This is a genomic window from Negadavirga shengliensis, assembly GCF_042652345.1.
Taxonomy (GTDB): Bacteria; Bacteroidota; Bacteroidia; order Cytophagales; family Cyclobacteriaceae; genus Negadavirga; species Negadavirga shengliensis.
Genome location: NZ_JBHSJJ010000002.1, coordinates 454,441 through 471,175 on the forward strand (window position 1 = coordinate 454,441; position 16,735 = coordinate 471,175).

Here is a 16,735-nt window from a genome sequence, read left to right on the forward strand (position 1 = left end):
AAACTTGATGGGCAATGCCCATTTACCTGATCCGGGACTGTTGCCGCAGTTCCGGATTTTATTTATTTTGATCTTTACATGACGTTTTCATCCATAGGCTTTACTTATTTTAATTTTTACATCCTTTATACCTGATCACCAAAGTAGAGGCGTCCTTTTTCTCATATTCGAAGTCCACCAGGTTTTTCAAACCCAATAGGACCGTATAGAGGCTGCGGTTGGAATAAGTGGCCTTGATCAGGCATTCCTCCTGTTTGAACCCTTCCAGTACCATGTTCAGGTTATATACCTTCCCCAGTTTGCTCACCACCTGATCAAAAGATTCCAGGTGAAAAGCAATGGTTTCGGCCCTCCAAAGCAGGTATTGGTCCATGTCCACCTCTTCCACAAAAACATCCTTGCTGTCATGTTTGAGGGTAACTTTTTGATTGGGGCTGATGACCAATTGCCGCTCTTCATCGGTGAATCCCTGCGAGACACCTACCTTTCCGGTGCGGACAGCCACTTCCACATCCTTACCTATATGGGCGTTGACATTAAAGGAAGTCCCCAGGACCCTGGTGGTGACGCCGCCACTCTCTACCACAAAAGGCCGGTTTTGGTCAGAAACCACTTCAAAAAATGCTTCTCCTTCCAATTCCACCCTCCTCAGACCCTCTCCAAAATTTTTAGGAAAACGGATCCGGCTGTTTACATTTAAGTGCACCAGTGACCCATCCACTAAGGTAACTGTGGCCTTCTGTCGTTCACTTGTCTGCCTTTCCATCATGTCATCCGGTTTCACCTGCAGGGATTGGGAAAAATAGAGGTAGGAAAAGGAAAGCACCAGCAGCACTCCTGCGGCCACTTTCATAATAACCGGAAATAACCTGGTCTTCAAAGATCCCACAGAAAACAGCTTTGCATCAATTGCCTGTTTCATCCTCTCTTTTAAAAGGCGCTCTTCCCCGGGATCCAGTTGCCCATCCCATTCCATGTCCTGCATGCGGTCATAGATTTCGGAAATGAGCCGGTTTTCTTCCGGAGTCGATTGCCCCTTGGCCTGTTTTTCCAATAATGCTAAAAATCGGTGCTTATCCATAGCGTCTGATCCATTTAATAGGATAGTCACAGGAATCCCGGTCGCTACCTATTCCATACCAAAAAAAATCGATGGCTTTTCTAAAAACAAATCCGCGCTAATCCGTAGCATCCGTGGAATCCGCGGTCCCCTCTTTTTTAAAAAACCACAGATTACCCGGATTCACACAGATGATTGGGGATGAGTTCCGGTCAATTTACACTTGACATCACTCCTAAGGAAATATAAAAAAATAAAACATCCACCTACAGCCATAAAACCATAAATAACCAAAAATAAATTTCGCCCAGGTTCTTTTTGATGGATTTCAATGCCTTGTGTAGCTGCCCTTCCACGGTTCTTACAGAGATATTCAGCTGATAGGCGATTTCCTTATTGGAAAGCTGTTCCTCTCTGCTCAACAGAAATATCTGCTTGCGTTTCTCCGGCAAATCCCTGACACTTTTGTTGATGATTTCTTCGGTTTGCTTTCCCTCCAAAACAAGGTCTACAGGAGTCTGCCTGCACAGGTGATCCAAAACTTCATCCACGGCAGCGGTGTCCTTTCTGTCCCGGATGTAATTGGAAATCCGGTAGCGCATAGATTTGAGGAGGTAGGCTTCCAGGCAGGTTATTTTGTTTGCCCCCGCACGTTGCCATAGTTTGACGAATACCTCCTGCACCATATCCTCACAGGCGGGCTGGTCATTCAAAATCTTAAAAGCATATAGAAACAGCCTTTTCCAATATTTTTCATATATGGCATCAAAGGCATTTTTATCCTGCCTAAACAGGCCTTCACCTAACTTTTGATCGTCTGTTTTTGGGTTCATTGCATAAAACAATACCCTCTAAATTAGGATATTTTTTCTTATGCTAAAATATTTTTTTGACTACCGGCAATCTCAATAGACCGGTAAGCGCCACGGATCCCTATACTCGGGTAAGATAAAGCGGTTAGCCTCTTCATGGTTGGTGAACCTCAAGTTGCCTTCATCCCAAAGCAGCCTACCCGCACCTGATCTGACTGCAATATTTCCCATATGGGCATATAAAGCCACATTGCGCCCTGTTTCCACAGGGCAATTGGGTTGTTTTCTGCTCCTGACCGCTTCGATAAAATTCCTGACATGGGCTTCCAAATCCCCGGGGCCATCCTCCATAAAATCCTGCTTGGCTTCCAAAGTGACCTGGGCACCGTCCTCTGCCTTTTCCGGTTTCACAGACCAATCTCCCCTGTCCGCTACGATCACCGCGTTGTCCCCGACGAATTCCACCCCATAAGGCATATCATAAGGGCCCACTTGGATCCCGGCTGTGTGCTCCCAATTCATCACAAAATCCCCCATGGGATAAGTGACAGACATGGTATCAAATGTCTCCCTGCTGTGGTCGGGATAGGAAAGGTTATCCCCAAAAGCCATTATTTCTTTGGGACCTTCTTTGACATCTCCTGCCCAAAGCCCCATATCAATGAGGTGCACGCCCCAATCCGTCATCAAGCCTCCTCCATAGTCCCAAAAATGCCGCCAGTTACCATGAAAGCGGGTCGGGTTGAAACTGCGCTTCGGTGCCGGCCCCAACCACATATCAAAATCAACACCATCCGGAACCGGCCCGTCGGGCTGCTTTTCAGCACCCGTCCCATACCGGAAATTGGCCCATATATTTACCTTTCTAAGCTTTCCCAATTTGCCGGCGTGGATATAAGCCATCACAGCCTTCCATACCTTTCCGCTCCGCTGCTGCTGGCCTACCTGGACAATCCTGTTGTGTTTCCGTGCAGCGGCCACCATCAGGTTGCACTCATGGATGGTGTTGGCCAATGGTTTTTCCACATAAACATCCTTTCCTGCCTCGCAGGCATAAATGGTGGGCAAACAGTGCCAGTGATCCGGCGTGCCTACAAAAACCGCATCGATTTCCTTGTCCTCAAGCAACTTCCTGAAATCACCATAGGTTTTTGGGTTTTGACCAAATTCCTCTTTGATTTCGGATTGCCTTTGTGCCAAAACCTTCTGGTCCACATCGCATATACCCAAACAGTTGACCTCTCCGGTATTCAAAGCCGTACGCAGACCATGAAACCCCATGTTTCTGCAACCTATCAGGCCTACGTTGATCCTGTCATTGGCCGATACCTTCTTTGTGGTGGCGAATGCTCCGGGAACAAGCCCTATCCCTGCCGTCATCAGTAAGGAATGGTGTAAAAATTTTCTTCGATCTGTTTTTGAATCCATGGCATCATTATTTTTTGTAATCCAACAAAATGGTTTTAAAGAACTCTGATCTTTAAAACTGAGGTTTTACAGGTAAAACTCCTGCGTTTTCAACCAGTTTTATAGACCTATTGATGTCGTTGACAAGGGGAAAGTCCACGCCGTAGTCCCATAACAAGCGGATCTTTTCCGGCTCATCTGTGCCAAAATAGTTGACTTTGATTCCGTGTGAATGGAGTTTTTGCACATATTCCTTGAATTTGGGGAAAATCTCCCCTCTCAACTGGATAAAATCCGCTTTCATGGCTATGGTCCCGTCCACATAATCCCATTTCCCGGATTGTCGCTCCATATTGCAGATCAGGATTTTATCAGACACAGATCTGGCCCCCGCTGCGGCTTCCCTTTCGACGGCCAACACGGCCTGATGTTGTCTGTTGGTTCGCAGTATGTTCTCCGCTACCTTTTTTCCCGTCTCCTTTCCGCCTTTAATATGGATGTTCAACCAGACATTCCTGGGCATGATATCCAGCACCTCATCCAACACAGGAACCTTTTCCCCGGAAAACCTCTCCTCTTTCCAACTACCGGCATCCAGGCGTTTGATCTCTTCCAGTGTCAAATCGGCCACTTTTCCGATGCCATCAGTAGTCCTGTCCACCGAGGCATCATGCATGATGACCAAGGCACTGTCTTTGCTAAACTGCACGTCAAACTCTATCATATGTGCCCCCAACCGCACCGCTTCTTGGAGAGCTGGAATGGTGTTTTCAGGGAAAGCCGTCATTGCTCCTCTATGGGCACACAATCCCCTTTCGGGCAAATCATACGATTGACAACAAGCACTTTGAAAGCCAAAAAGGGTTAGGATTATCATAGAAAAGTACAATATTTGAAGAAGGTGAAAAAAAATGCCTTGCATCCTGTTTTTTACAGCGGTTGTTATTGGGTTCATGAACGGATGATGGTTTGAAAGGATTAATTTACCCAATTCTTTGGCTTTTCATAAAAATCAACGCAAAAAAATTATCGGACAAGAAAAAAATCCCCCACTTCTATCCCGCTATCTGCCAGGTAGAAAAATCTTCCCAAACCAGGAAAGGAATGAAAATAATTCTTTATTTTAAACCAAACATTCCGGCACATGAACAGACGCAAATTTATTTTTAATTCCGCATTTTTGGGAATGGCGCCTTCTTTGGCCCTGTCCGCCTTGGCCAAGCAAAACCTGGCATCCAAACCCCCAATTCGCATCACCAAGGTGGAGACCGTCAGATTCAGCAAGGACCTGCGGGTCAACAACTCCGGCATACAATGGATGTGGCTAAGGCTACACACCAATGAAGGGATCATAGGCACCGGAGAAACCTACCCTTTCAATGAAGCCAGTCAGGGGGCCATTCAGGATCTGCAATGGCACAGTTGGGCAGGAAAGCTGTTGGGCAGCAATCCGCTTGAGATCGAAAAAACCTGGGAAAGAATTTTCAGGCAAAATGCCTATCATGTCTTCGGCGGTGCAGAGATGAGGGCTTTGTCTGCTATCAACATTGCCCAATGGGACATCATGGGCCAGTATGCAGGGATGCCTGTTTATCAGCTTTTGGGTGGTGCTGCGGACAGGCCCATCAGGGTGTACAACACCTACACCGATTCCAGAAACATCAACGGGTGGACCTTGGAAAAAGACATGGAAAAAATCGCCCGCTTTCTGGCAGACCAACAGATCCACGGCATTAAATTCTGCCCTTTTGATATTATAGGCAACAAAAATAAAGGGGAACATATTTCCAAAAAGGAAATTGAAGAGTGTCTCACCTGGATCCATAGGGTCAGGGACACTGTGGGGGACCAACTGGAAATCGGCATAGAATTTCACAGCATCTGGAACCTCCCCAGTGCGGTCCGCATCGCGACGGCTTTGGAAGACCTGGACATCCAGTATTTAGAAGACATGTTGCTTCAGGACAACATGCAATCCTATGTCACTTTGGCCAAGTACACTTCCATCCCATTGGTCATCAGTGAAAGATTGGCCACCCGGTTCGGCTTCAGGGAATATATGGAATCCGGCATAGGAGGCATATCCATGTATGACCTTACTTGGTGCGGGGGCATCTCTGAGGGGAAAAAGATTTCCGACATGGCCAATACCTATTATATCCCCACGATGATGCATACTGCCGGTGGGCCCATCCTTTGGTATGCCTCCACCCATTTGGCGGCGGCGGTGACCAATCTCTTTGCAGTGGAGAGTGTATACCCCTACTGGAAAGAAAGGGATGGCTATTTTTTTGAGAATTCCCCCCAGGTGGTTAAAGGGACGGTTTCTCCCCCATCCTTGCCCGGATTGGGACTGCGGTTCAAAAAAGGACTTTTTGAAGACAAGGACGTGATTGTGGAGACCGTGGCCGAGGAGTGAAGTTGCCCTCATGCCGATACGGTCCGTAAGGACTTTGATCCTTCCCAGTGACAGATGATGCGTCCCTTCGCTCCCCCCGCGGTCCTCCCGATAAGGAAAAGGAAAGCAGCGGGCCTGGTTGCCATCCTGTATTCGGGGGACAGTAATGTATGGGACATGCATCAAGGTAGATGCGGCATTACCGGTTCTGGTGTAACTGGATTGTTTAAAGCTCATGCAGGAGTTTTTGCAGTGAGATTTAGTTTGAATACGGACTAATTATTAAATTTGCCCAAAAACAGGATCCCTCTTGCAGCTTTTTTTGAATCCGGCCAAGACAGCCACGATAAATGATTTGCTTTTAGTGAAATTTTTGTCCCTTACCCTACTTTCACTGGGTTACTTATTTGGGGCTTTTGTCCCCTTGTTTGAGAATGATCCCGCGCACCATGCCAATATAGCGTTGCATATGCTGGTGACGGGGGATTACCTGAGTCTGGTTGATAAGGGTTTGCCCTATATGGACAAACCGCATCTGCTCTTTTGGACCGCTGCCCTTTCTTTTAAAACATTCGGTGTCAACACTTTTGCTTATAAACTGCCTACTTTACTGGCTTCAATCCTGGGTCTGTATGCTACCTACAAAGTGGGGTCCCTATTGTACAACAAAAAAGTAGGCGGAGAGGCCACATTATTGCTTTCGGTTGCCTTTGCCTTTTCTTTGGCCCACAGCGATGTACGCATGGACGGGATGCTGACCTCTTTTATGATATTTTCGTTTTGGCAACTGATCAGATTTCATCAGCAAAGGACCTGGGAAACTTTTTTCCTTGCGGTATTGGGGCTTTCTTTGGGCTTTATGACCAAAGGGATGATAGGTCCTGCTGTACCTGTAATTGGGTTTTTATTCTACCTATTAGAGGAAAGGGACTGGAGGGTGTTCCTGGATCAGAAACTTTGGCTGATGGTTCCTGGGTTTTTGGTATTCAGCTTCCCAGTGCTGTATGCATACTATGTGCAGTTTGATCTGCACCCTGAATTGGAGATCAGAGGAACCGACGGCAATTCCGGGGTGTATTTTATCCTATTGGGTCAAAATTTTGAACGTTTTGGTGGAGAGATGTGTGGTTCGGCAGGGGGCAAGGATCCGTATTTTTTCCTACACACCATATTGTGGAGTGTATTACCCTGGTCTGTTTTGCTTTATTTAGGCTTGGGTAATGCTGTCAAGTGTATGTGGAACCGTGAACGCTCCTTCAGATGGTCCATTTGGGCCATGCTTATATTCTTGGTTTCCATTTATTCCATGTCCAATTTTAAATTACCGCATTATGTAGTGACTTTGATCCCCTTTATGGGATTGGTGACCGCGGATTATCTGAACAGAATCTCGCTTCACAAGGTATGGAGGAAGGTCAATCTAGGTCTTTTGTCTCTGGTCTTGCTGCTGGTATTGGGGATTAATGTGGTCTTCTTTCCGGCATCACTGCCTTTATTGGTGTTTATCTTACTGGCGCTATTGGTAGGCATGTACCTTGCATTTAAAATTCCGGATGAAGGAAATTCCTTTTTCTACAAAATGATTTTACTTGGGGCTTCGGTAAATTTTTTGATGCAGGGTAATTTTTATCCAAAAATCCTACAATATCAGGCGGGGGACAACCTGGCCCATAAGGCACGGACCGCAGCATTTCCGCATGAAGAGGTGCTATTTTATGGGGTGCACAGTTTTGCTTTTGATTTTTATACATCCTACTTACATAGGAGCATAGAGGAAGAAGAATTGCAGGCTAAACGGTTACGGGGAGAGCAACTTTACCTTTATACAAATTCGGTCGGCAGGGCTCAACTGGAAAACTCCGGTCAATGGGATCTCGAGATACTGGAAGAATCCCCGAATTTCCATGTTTCGAGATTAAAGGGGAAATTCATCAACCCGAAGACCCGTCATGAAGTAACGGATGTCAGTATGATCATTAAGATTAGCCCTTTATCCGATTAAATCAAGGAAATCCGGGATCAGAAGTCGATTGCTTTCCCCGATCAACCATCCCGGGCAGCATCTCGTATAATCATATCTTTTTGAGATAACTTAAAGCATGTTCTCTTTTCGTGTTGGGAACTTCCGCGTTTGGACATATTGACAACAACGTCTCATAGAAGTCATTTGCCTTCTCCACATCCCCTATGGTTTCAGCAGCTTTTGCCGCCCCGAAGAGGCTGTTGAATCTCAAAGGACTTCTCATTAAGGCTTCTTCATAATGGGTCAGGGCTTCTTCCGGTTTTCCAAGCTCCATCAGCATATCTCCCAACAGCTCGCTGGCTGGGAGCAATTCTCCCGGGGTGATCGGGTGTTTGCTGGTAGCTTTCTCCATTTCCGCCGCTAAGCGCATGGACTCGACCGCCTCCTGCTTTTTACCCTGCGCCAACAAAAGCCAGGCATTGACCGTTTCTCTCTGTATATCAACCTGGTTTGCCCAATAGGGATATTTGATCTTCTGCTTGATGTTTTCCAGTTCCTGCAACGCTTTTATTGCTTTTCCATTTTGTCCCGACCTGGCAGCACCCAAACCGGCAGTATAGTGAAACAATGCCTCAAATTCCGGGAATTTTTCCCAATCAATAAAGGAAGGGGTTCTGGCTTGGATCTGGGCGGCTTTTTTCCAATTCTGTCTCTCCAAAGCAAAGCGGTTCTCAAGTGCAGCCAGTGTATAAGCGGTTGCATTGTGCTCCTGAACCGGGCCCTGAAGCTGCTGAACTTCCTTCAGGATCATTTCCACCTGTTCGTCCTCCAATCTTTGGAGATGCGCATAGACAATATAATCCAAGGCATGGAAATAGTGCATGGAAACTGCTCCATCCGCGGGATGTGTCAGAGCCGCCTTTGCAGACCTCCTGTTCCAGTCAATGGACTTCTCCCACATGCCCAGCCGGGTATATATATGCGTAGGCATGTGTAAAGCATGGGCCACGTCAGGAGCAATCGTACTGTAATTTTCGGCAGCCTGGATGGCTTTTTCTGCCAGTTCCGGATAATCATAAGCATGAATGGTATAATGGATACCGCCAGGGTGTTCGGGGACAGTCTGAAGTATTTCCTCGGCCAGCTTACCTGCCTTCAACTGTTTTTCATAATTTTTATCATTGGGGTCTGCCACTGCAATTAAAGACAAAGCATAAAAGGACTTGATCTCAAGGTCATCCGGAAATTGCTCAAAAGCCGACTCCCATGCCTGATGGAAATTCCGAAGCCGTTCCTGTTCCGTTTTGCTTATCCCATCCTGGTAATAGGCGGCCAAGGCCGTAGCAAACTGCCGCTGGCGCTCGCTTTGGGCCATTTTCATACTTTTCCGGGAGAGTTCCCATCCTGCTTGCAATCTGCTTTCCGGAGGAGCATCCGACCAAAGGGGATGGATAAATGTCATGGCCTGCCCCCATGGTCCCCAAAAACAGTCGGGATATTGATCCACCACCTGTGCGAAGATCATTTCAGCCTCTTCGTAGGTCATGTTATGGGTCAATGCCAGTCCGAGTGAAATAAGGGAATCCGCTTCCTCGCCACATTCCCCGGCAAACTGTACCGTGCCGCAAACGGTGATCTGTAAATCCTGTTCCGTCTCAGCAAGTTCTTTAGGTCGATCGCAAGATTGAATACCGGCCAAGAAAATCATGGTCGTCATTAATCCGATTCCTCTTTTGTAGAAGCCCGCATCACTGATACTGCTCCTGTTTAAATAAGATTTCATTGAAGTTTGGTAGAAGTGATTTTAGCGTATGATTCATGGAATACCCAGGAAAAAAATGCACTTATACCTGAGGTACAGCTACAGCGCGGGGAACTTACCTAATGATTCTCAATTTCCCCGTTTGCACGTTCATTCCGAGAATGTCAGTTTCCTTAAATGAGAAAAATAACAAACTGGGATGAAACTGATTCCGCTCACTCAACTATCGAATCCTTTAAGGAATTCCGTCCTTAAAGGGCCGGGCACAAATAATGGAATTACAATATTTTATGATGAATGTAAATATATCAAATTGCAAAGATATTTTATGCATTGCTGAAAAAAATCTGACATTCGTTTTCAAAACGACTCCTTCTGAAATCAGCCCTTGTTTTCCTTCCCTTTTCCCGGTTTATCTACCGATTAATTTCCAAGTAATTTTCATGCCTCAGACTGTCATTCCGGTCATAGAGATACCCCCATTTTTCCATATAGGCATCGGCCGGAAGGAATTCGTCCCCGGTCTCCTTAAGCCTTTTCTGCAACAGCCCATCCAGATAGTCACCCAACTGACTAAACTGGGGCATATCCACCAGATTGTGTTGCTGATAAGGGTCCTGCTCATTGTCATATAGCAGCCACGGTCCCAGAAGATCCCTGACAAAAGTATATTTTCTTGTTCTCACGCCCCGGTATTCGCGGCCCCCATTCATAAACTGCCATTCGTGAAATGGTACGGGCAGGGTGATCAAAGCGGCTTCATTGTCCAGTTCCCTCCCTTCAAGCAGGACAGCAGAAAAATCTTCTCCTTCCATGCTTTCAGGAACTTCCAACCCACAGATTCCCAACAAGGTAGGCAGCAGGTCGGGTGTATTGATGGGGTCCCAAACATCCCGGCGTTTGCGCTGCAGCTTGCCGGGATACCGGATCAGCAGCGGCACCATAATGGATTCATCCCAGGGCCGCTGTTTTTTCAGGACACCTTTGGACATCAACATGTCACCATGGTCTGAAGTGAAAACAAAGACGGTATTGTCGGCCAGCCCCTCCTTTTCCACAACCTCCAAAAGGTCTCCCAGGGCCTTGTCCATGGCCGTGCAATGGGCATAATATCCTGCCAGGACATTTTGGGCGCTGTCTTGAAGGCTTTCCGGTACATTGCCCCTTAATTGGAGCCGGCTCGCATCATACATGTCCCGGTATTCTTTTGGAGCTGAAAAATAAGGATCATGGGGAGGACCCCAGGAAAGAAACAACAAAAAAGGGGTTTCCTTGTTTTGACGGATATAGCTGATGGCGCTGTCGGTCTGAGGGAACACATCATAACCCTCCCAGAACTGCTTTTCATCATTTTCGTCAAAATAATAACTGTTGGTATAATCGTGGGTCACTTCTCTCACCTTCCAGTAGTCAAATCCCTGTCTCCTTTCCCGGGGCACGGGCTTGTTCCTGCCACTGAAGGGGTCCTCTCCTCTTTCATGGCCGTTTAGATGCCATTTACCTATATATCCTGTTTGGTAGCCGGCTTCTTTGAAAAGCTTGCCCATGGTGACCGCCTCGGTAGGCAATGGTTTATCATTATAAAAAAGGCCATTTGTGAGCGGATACTGGCCTGTCATAAAGCTTGCCCGCCAAGGAGCACATACCGGAACGACCGCTACCGCATTTTGGAAAACCAGACTTTCCTGCGCCAGCCTATCGATATTCGGGGTGATGATGTTTTCATCTCCGGCATAACCCATCGCCTGCGCCCGCCACTGATCCGCCAGGACAAATATGACATTGGGAGGACCTTGCGGGGAAGTTTCGTCGGATTCGCGTGCTTTTTGACAGCTCCAGAACAAGGGTAGCAGGAAGATGACCGCCAAGGATTTTAAGATACCATGAAAATTACCAATCATTCAAGTATTGTTTTTTTGAATATGTCAAAAAGCAGCGTAAAAAGAAAATTAAAGAAACATAAATTTACAGCCATCAAAAAATACCGATTATCATTCGGAAAAAAGGCTTAGTGTTTTCCCGTTGAAATCCATGCCTTCACACAAAGGGGATGGGGTCAGTATCCGCCGGCATCTATGGCTGAAAACGCTAAAGCGCTGTTCCATATCTTCCTTCCATTTCTTTCCTTTTCATGGCTATCCAAGCATCCTTTACTTCGGGCTGCAGGGTGTCAAAAACTTCCAGTCGGTCTTTGCTTTCGGTTGCCGTTTTATGCCACTTTTCATCAGCATAGAGGTATATGCCTTGTTCATGTTTCTCCAGAAGCACATCATAAGGGCCTTTCTCTGCCATCAACTTCACCACGACGGGCGCTGATTCGATCACCACAAAAAGCAGCACGATGAAAAGATTAGCCCAATAGATCGGCACACTGTTTTGGGTAAGTGTACCTAGGGCATCCATCCTCGCGGCAAGACCATCAAATCCGTCCACGCTTACCTGCTGTTTTGCCCATTCCTCTTCCTTTATCGTGTTGAACCGGGCTATTTCTTCTTCATATTCCCGCATCTTTTCCCTGTTGGCAGCCTGGGTTTCCTGGTAATCCCTTTCCGCATCATCCAACTGTACTTCTTTTTTTCGCGCGTTGGTGCCCAGTCCCACAATGCCGGAGGTACCCGGAGTTTTTACACCGAAGCGTTCCGCATCATATTCCTGCTGTTTTTCATCCCTAAAAGCTCTTTTGGCGTCGGTTTCGGATTTCAGCGAAGCGATTTTGCTTTCCAGCTCCTCAATTTCAGGAAAGCCTTCATCTATTCCTCCCCTGGTTTCCTTCAGCATCCGGAGCTTCTGATTGTCCAACTCCCTGGCTATCTCCTTCTCGAAAATCCTTAACTCCAAAGGCTTTGCAATCACGAAAGCCAAAAGGATAGCCAGCAGCAACCTCGGAATCGCCATTTTGACCTCCGCCCAGGTACTTTTCCCCTTTCTAATCGTGGAAACGATGAACCTGTCCAGGTTAAAGATCAGCAATGCCCAAAGAATAGCCAAGGTGATTGTCACATAGATATTTTCAAAAACGGTAAACATCGCGTACCCCGCAGCCAGGCCTGCAAAAAGAGCGGTGAAGAACACTGTCCCGCCTATTCCTATGTATTTGTTGGATTCCGTAGGGCTTCGGTTTAACAGTGGCCGGTAGCCACCGGCACAAAACCAGAGAAAATTTTGGACAGATCGCATGGGGTTAAACAATTTATATATCCTGCATGATGTGTTTCACAAAGGTCACGCTAAACTTTAGAAGTAACGATAAAAAAGCAACTTCCTTGTACGGATATCCGATAACTTCCTGAAAAACAACAATAAAACTACCGCCAACCTTCCATAACAAAGTTGACGCCTGATGAAAACGCCAACACCACGTGTACATTTATCAACACCCGGGTGTTCGTAATCAGTACAACACGGCACCCTTTTTGACAGGCGGGGTTTTCAATATTGAAACAAAACCCCTAATTTCGGTACCGCTAAAAAAACAAAACTTTATGAAAAAGCCTGCCTCGCTGATTTTGATCTTAATTATCTGCCAATTTGCCGTTTTGGCCCAGGACCCTGAGAGGTTCGAAAAACAGGTGCAGGAGATCAACACCGATTTTCCCCACGACGAGCACGCGGGGGCAATATTGTTTACCGGAAGCTCCAGCGTCAGGATGTGGCGTGACCTTCCCGAGGATTTTCCTGATCACCAAATAGTCAATGCAGGTTTTGGCGGGTCACACGCCAGTGATTTGCTTTATTATATTGACGAGTTGATTTTAGACTACCAACCCAAAAAGGTATTTATCTATGAAGGTGACAATGATATTGCGGCCGGAAAGGACGCCCAAAAAATCATCGAAACCCTCAATCTCATTGTAACCCAAATCCAACTAAAACTGCCTGATTCCCAGATCATCCTGATCAGCGCCAAGCCCAGTATCGCCCGTTGGGAATTGGCAGAACAATACGTCGCCCTGAACCAGGAGATGAAAACCTACAGTGTGGTAAAGGAAAACGTCTCCTATGCTGACGTTTGGACAAAAATGCTGGACGAAGACAATAAACCGTTTACGGATATTTTTCTGGAAGATAACCTGCATATGAACAGAAAGGGGTATGATATCTGGAAAGAGGTAATACAGGAGTTTTTGTAGTCTTGAAGGGGAAATGCTTTTATTTTGGCAAAATCCCTCATTACATTTGGAATTCAGTTTTGGCTGCATTTACTTTGCATTCACATTTCAGGCAACTGATTTATAAAGAAGAGGCGAGAGAACAGGCTCTTGGACCCTCTGGCAACCTTCCGGACAAAGGAAAGGTGCCAAAACCTGCCCAATAAAGGGACCTATAAATTAGAAATTATGACAGCATACATTCTCTTTTCTTTTTTCGAACCCCCACATTCCAACCATTCTGCCTTGCCCTTTTATTTATTATTTGGGACAAATAATTGTATCCTATCCTTAAGAAAACATTTTACTGATGTCTTATAAGAATTTTGAAACACAAGCTATCAGGATCGCCGATTCGGCTTCCGACCAGAGAGAGCATTCCGCTCCCATATACCTGAGTTCCAGTTTTGTATTTGATTCTGCCGAACAGGCCAGGCAAATGTTTGCGGACGAAATTCCCGGCAACATCTATTCCCGTTATGCCAATCCCAATACCAGTGACCTGATCTCCAAAGTCTGTGCGGCAGAGGGTACGGAAACCGGCGTCTCCACCGCCTCCGGAATGGCCGCCATGTTTGGCAGCATGGCTGCATTGCTCAGCCAAGGTGACCATATTTTGGCTTCCCGGTCCCTGTTCGGATCCACCCATCAGTTGCTGACCAGGGTTTTTCCAAAATGGGGTATTGACCATACCTACGGCGATATTGTGGATATCGCCAACTGGGACAAACTGGTTAGGCCGAATACCAAGATGATTTTCATCGAAACCCCTTCCAATCCGGGACTGGAAATCATTGATCTGGGATATATTGCCGACTTTGCCAATGCCCATAACCTTATCCTGGTGGTGGATAACTGTTTTGCCACACCTTATCTGCAACAGCCTGCCAAATGGGGAGCGCATATCGTTACCCACAGCGCCACCAAATACATAGACGGGCAGGGCAGGGTGCTGGGTGGCTTGATTTTGGGTAAAAAGGAATTGATAGACGACGTACAATTTTTCATGAGACATACGGGGCCGTCTTTATCCCCCTTCAATGCATGGGTACTTGCCAAGAGCATGGAGACCTTGGCCGTAAGGATGGACAGGCACTGTGAAAATGCTTTGAAAATAGCTGAATACTTCCAACATAGCCAGGATATAGAAACGGTGAAATACCCCTTTCTCCCCTCCCACCCCCAGTATGATCTTGCCAAAAAGCAAATGCGGCACGGTGGGGGCATTATCACACTGACCTTGAAAGGAGGCTTGAACCGTGCCCAAAAGTTCATTGACCAGTTACAGATGATCACCGTCACCGCCAACCTGGGTGACAGCCGAAGCATCATCACCCACCCTGCCTCCACCACCCACAGCAAGCTGACCGAGGAAGAAAGAGAAAGGGTCGGGATACACAACGGCTTGGTGAGGCTTTCTGTGGGTCTTGAGCATGTGGATGACATCATTGGCGATATTGAGAAGGCACTGGTGCTATCCAGGTGATCTAAAGTGCGCCATCACACGGCATTCAACAAGGCTTTATTAACAGGATCTTGTTATAAAATTATCTCCCTTAAAACTAAGCTTATTCATTTTTATCTCAATTTCCCTTAAAATAATCGGAGAGCCCGACCATTTAAGGAGTTACCGTTACATCCGGTTGCACTTGGGGCCGACCGAAAAGTTGGAAACAGGATCATGGTGCGGCCATCCAAGACCGGGTTAATGAAAAACACTTGGGTCCAAGCCCCATACGGTCCTTTCCGCTGACCGCTCTATTTTGTTTGTATTTTTTTCGGTAAGGTGTAGCGTTATGGGCAAACCTACCGTCTACTATTTTAAAGCCGCTAAAAATAATCCCGACTATGAGAAACCCGTATGCACTTTTATCACTTTTCGCTGTTCTCCATCTCGCTGCCTGCGACTGGGGCGGATCTGCAGAAGAGGCCCTTACCCCCAATATCAGGACCTTACAGGGCTATGAAAAGGAAATGGTATTCAGCAGCTCCAAATTTGCACTGGACCTTTTTCACCAGCTCCAAAAAACGGAGGCAGTCAATCAATTTTTTAGCCCCTACAGTATACATCAAGCCCTTTCCATGACCATGAATGGCAATGAGGGGGAAGTGCTGGAAGAATTTGTACGGATACTGCGATATGAGGGGATGGGGCTGGAGGAGGCCAACAAGGCGGCCAAAGAGCTCACCCAGTTCCTCATGGATCTCGATCCTAAAGTTAAAATGTCTATTGCCAATGCCATCTGGTACAAAGAGGAATATGAGATTTTCCCTCCTTTCAAGGAAACCGTGATGAATAGTTACCGGGCGGAAGTGGCCGGATTAGATATGCTGAATCCCCAATCGGTCAATATCATAAACCAGTGGATTGAGAACAAAACCGAAGGGATCATCAAGGACATGCTGGACCAGATACCGCCCAACGCCGTGATGTACCTGGTTAACGCCATTTATTTTAAAGGGGACTGGAAATACCGTTTCCCTGCTTCTAAAACACAAAAAGAACCGTTTCACATCAATCCTCACCAGGAAGTGCAGGTCAATATGATGCAATTGGAAGATGCCGCTACATTCAGGTATTTCAGGGAAAATAACCTCCAATATATTGAAATCCCCTACAGCACAGGGCAGTACAATATGGGTGTCATCATCAGTGACGGCCATGATCTGGATCAAGAGTTGGAATCATTAACCTTCGAAAAGCTGGAAACTTGGAGAGAAAACGCGCAGGAAACCAATTTCATTTTGAAGATGCCCAAGTTCAAAATGCAATACAAAATGGAAAACATGAAGGATGACCTTATCGAAATGGGACTGGAACTTCCGTTTCATTTTCATCCCGATAATTTTACCAGACTGTTCAGCAATCCTACTGACCAGTTAAAAATCAGCAGGGTCATCCATGATGCTTTCATTGAGGTGGACGAAAAAGGTACGGAGGCCGCTGCTGCCACCGTCGTAGAAATCATAGAAAGGGTCTCTTATCCCCCTACCCCGAGTGTACTGACACTGGACAAACCGTTTTTATTTTTTATTCAGGAAAACCACAGTGGTGCTATCCTTTTTATGGGCAAACTGGGTAATCCTGAGCTTTTATAGATCCGAATCCCGGCTCTCCCGGTAATTTAGGTCGGTTTGGTTGGGGGAGCCGGATTTTTTTCTTTTTTTTGGATCACTACCTTTTA

The 16,735-nt window shown here is 46.5% G+C and carries 12 protein-coding genes and 1 riboswitch; of the genes, 5 read left to right on the forward strand and 7 right to left on the reverse strand.

Features of this window, described 5'->3' with window-relative positions:
* Positions 1 to 109 precede the first annotated feature (109 nt).
* From ACFPFU_RS04765 to ACFPFU_RS04780, 4 genes are all read right to left on the reverse strand, one after another.
* The gene (locus ACFPFU_RS04765; RefSeq protein ID WP_377062040.1) at positions 110 to 1,081 is read right to left on the reverse strand and encodes a FecR family protein; all 972 of its coding nucleotides are present in this window, start codon (positions 1,079 to 1,081) and stop codon (positions 110 to 112) included.
* A 245-nt stretch (positions 1,082 to 1,326) separates the two neighbouring features.
* Positions 1,327 to 1,893: an RNA polymerase sigma-70 factor gene (locus tag ACFPFU_RS04770; protein WP_377062042.1), complete on the reverse strand. Its 567-nt coding sequence runs from the start codon at positions 1,891 to 1,893 to the stop codon at positions 1,327 to 1,329.
* Between the two features lie 72 nt (positions 1,894 to 1,965).
* Entirely contained in the window at positions 1,966 to 3,300 is a 1,335-nt protein-coding gene (locus tag ACFPFU_RS04775; protein WP_377062044.1) for a Gfo/Idh/MocA family protein, read from the reverse strand.
* Positions 3,301 to 3,352: 52 nt separating this feature from the next.
* On the reverse strand, positions 3,353 to 4,156 hold the full coding sequence (locus ACFPFU_RS04780) for a glycerophosphodiester phosphodiesterase (protein ID WP_377062046.1): 804 nt from the start codon (positions 4,154 to 4,156) through the stop codon (positions 3,353 to 3,355).
* Between the two features lie 267 nt (positions 4,157 to 4,423).
* Here ACFPFU_RS04780 and ACFPFU_RS04785 point away from each other — a divergent pair, with 267 nt between their 5' ends.
* Positions 4,424 to 5,698: a mandelate racemase/muconate lactonizing enzyme family protein gene (locus ACFPFU_RS04785; RefSeq protein ID WP_377062048.1), complete on the forward strand. Its 1,275-nt coding sequence runs from the start codon at positions 4,424 to 4,426 to the stop codon at positions 5,696 to 5,698.
* Between the two features lie 289 nt (positions 5,699 to 5,987).
* A complete protein-coding gene (locus ACFPFU_RS04790) occupies positions 5,988 to 7,679 on the forward strand; it encodes an ArnT family glycosyltransferase (RefSeq protein WP_377062050.1) in 1,692 nt (563 codons plus the stop codon).
* Positions 7,680 to 7,749: 70 nt separating this feature from the next.
* Here the strand turns inward: ACFPFU_RS04790 and ACFPFU_RS04795 are convergent, their stop codons facing one another.
* The 3 genes from ACFPFU_RS04795 to ACFPFU_RS04805 all read right to left on the reverse strand — a co-directional run bounded on the left by ACFPFU_RS04795 (position 7,750) and on the right by ACFPFU_RS04805 (position 12,579).
* Positions 7,750 to 9,423 (reverse strand): tetratricopeptide repeat protein, encoded by a 1,674-nt coding sequence (locus tag ACFPFU_RS04795; protein ID WP_377062052.1) that lies wholly within the window; start codon positions 9,421 to 9,423, stop codon positions 7,750 to 7,752.
* Positions 9,424 to 9,818: 395 nt separating this feature from the next.
* On the reverse strand, positions 9,819 to 11,303 hold the full coding sequence (locus tag ACFPFU_RS04800) for a sulfatase family protein (protein WP_377062054.1): 1,485 nt from the start codon (positions 11,301 to 11,303) through the stop codon (positions 9,819 to 9,821).
* Between the two features lie 187 nt (positions 11,304 to 11,490).
* Positions 11,491 to 12,579, reverse strand: coding sequence for a DUF4407 domain-containing protein (locus ACFPFU_RS04805; protein WP_377062056.1), 1,089 nt, complete (start codon positions 12,577 to 12,579; stop codon positions 11,491 to 11,493).
* A 305-nt stretch (positions 12,580 to 12,884) separates the two neighbouring features.
* Between ACFPFU_RS04805 and ACFPFU_RS04810 the strand changes: the two genes are divergently transcribed.
* The 3 genes from ACFPFU_RS04810 to ACFPFU_RS04820 all read left to right on the forward strand — a co-directional run bounded on the left by ACFPFU_RS04810 (position 12,885) and on the right by ACFPFU_RS04820 (position 16,649).
* The gene (locus tag ACFPFU_RS04810; protein WP_377062058.1) at positions 12,885 to 13,532 is read left to right on the forward strand and encodes an SGNH/GDSL hydrolase family protein; all 648 of its coding nucleotides are present in this window, start codon (positions 12,885 to 12,887) and stop codon (positions 13,530 to 13,532) included.
* Positions 13,533 to 13,629: 97 nt separating this feature from the next.
* A riboswitch (SAM riboswitch) is annotated at positions 13,630 to 13,732 on the forward strand.
* 128 nt (positions 13,733 to 13,860) lie between these two features.
* Positions 13,861 to 15,036, forward strand: coding sequence for a trans-sulfuration enzyme family protein (locus ACFPFU_RS04815; RefSeq protein ID WP_377062060.1), 1,176 nt, complete (start codon positions 13,861 to 13,863; stop codon positions 15,034 to 15,036).
* 362 nt (positions 15,037 to 15,398) lie between these two features.
* Positions 15,399 to 16,649 carry a serpin family protein gene (locus ACFPFU_RS04820; RefSeq protein WP_377062062.1) on the forward strand — a complete coding sequence of 417 codons (1,251 nt, stop codon included), beginning with the start codon at positions 15,399 to 15,401 and terminating at the stop codon, positions 16,647 to 16,649.
* Positions 16,650 to 16,735 lie beyond the last annotated feature (86 nt).

Coding starts and splice junctions, on each gene's coding strand:
- ACFPFU_RS04780 (WP_377062046.1), bottom strand. CDS start 4,156: ATGATAATCCTAACCCTTTTTGGCTTTCAAAGTGCTTGTTGTCAATCG.
- ACFPFU_RS04805 (WP_377062056.1), bottom strand. CDS start 12,579: ATGCGATCTGTCCAAAATTTTCTCTGGTTTTGTGCCGGTGGCTACCGG.
- ACFPFU_RS04795 (WP_377062052.1), bottom strand. CDS start 9,423: ATGAAATCTTATTTAAACAGGAGCAGTATCAGTGATGCGGGCTTCTAC.
- ACFPFU_RS04770 (WP_377062042.1), bottom strand. CDS start 1,893: ATGAACCCAAAAACAGACGATCAAAAGTTAGGTGAAGGCCTGTTTAGG.
- ACFPFU_RS04765 (WP_377062040.1), bottom strand. CDS start 1,081: ATGGATAAGCACCGATTTTTAGCATTATTGGAAAAACAGGCCAAGGGG.
- ACFPFU_RS04775 (WP_377062044.1), bottom strand. CDS start 3,300: ATGGATTCAAAAACAGATCGAAGAAAATTTTTACACCATTCCTTACTG.
- ACFPFU_RS04815 (WP_377062060.1), top strand. CDS start 13,861: ATGTCTTATAAGAATTTTGAAACACAAGCTATCAGGATCGCCGATTCG.
- ACFPFU_RS04820 (WP_377062062.1), top strand. CDS start 15,399: ATGAGAAACCCGTATGCACTTTTATCACTTTTCGCTGTTCTCCATCTC.
- ACFPFU_RS04810 (WP_377062058.1), top strand. CDS start 12,885: ATGAAAAAGCCTGCCTCGCTGATTTTGATCTTAATTATCTGCCAATTT.
- ACFPFU_RS04785 (WP_377062048.1), top strand. CDS start 4,424: ATGAACAGACGCAAATTTATTTTTAATTCCGCATTTTTGGGAATGGCG.
- ACFPFU_RS04800 (WP_377062054.1), bottom strand. CDS start 11,303: ATGATTGGTAATTTTCATGGTATCTTAAAATCCTTGGCGGTCATCTTC.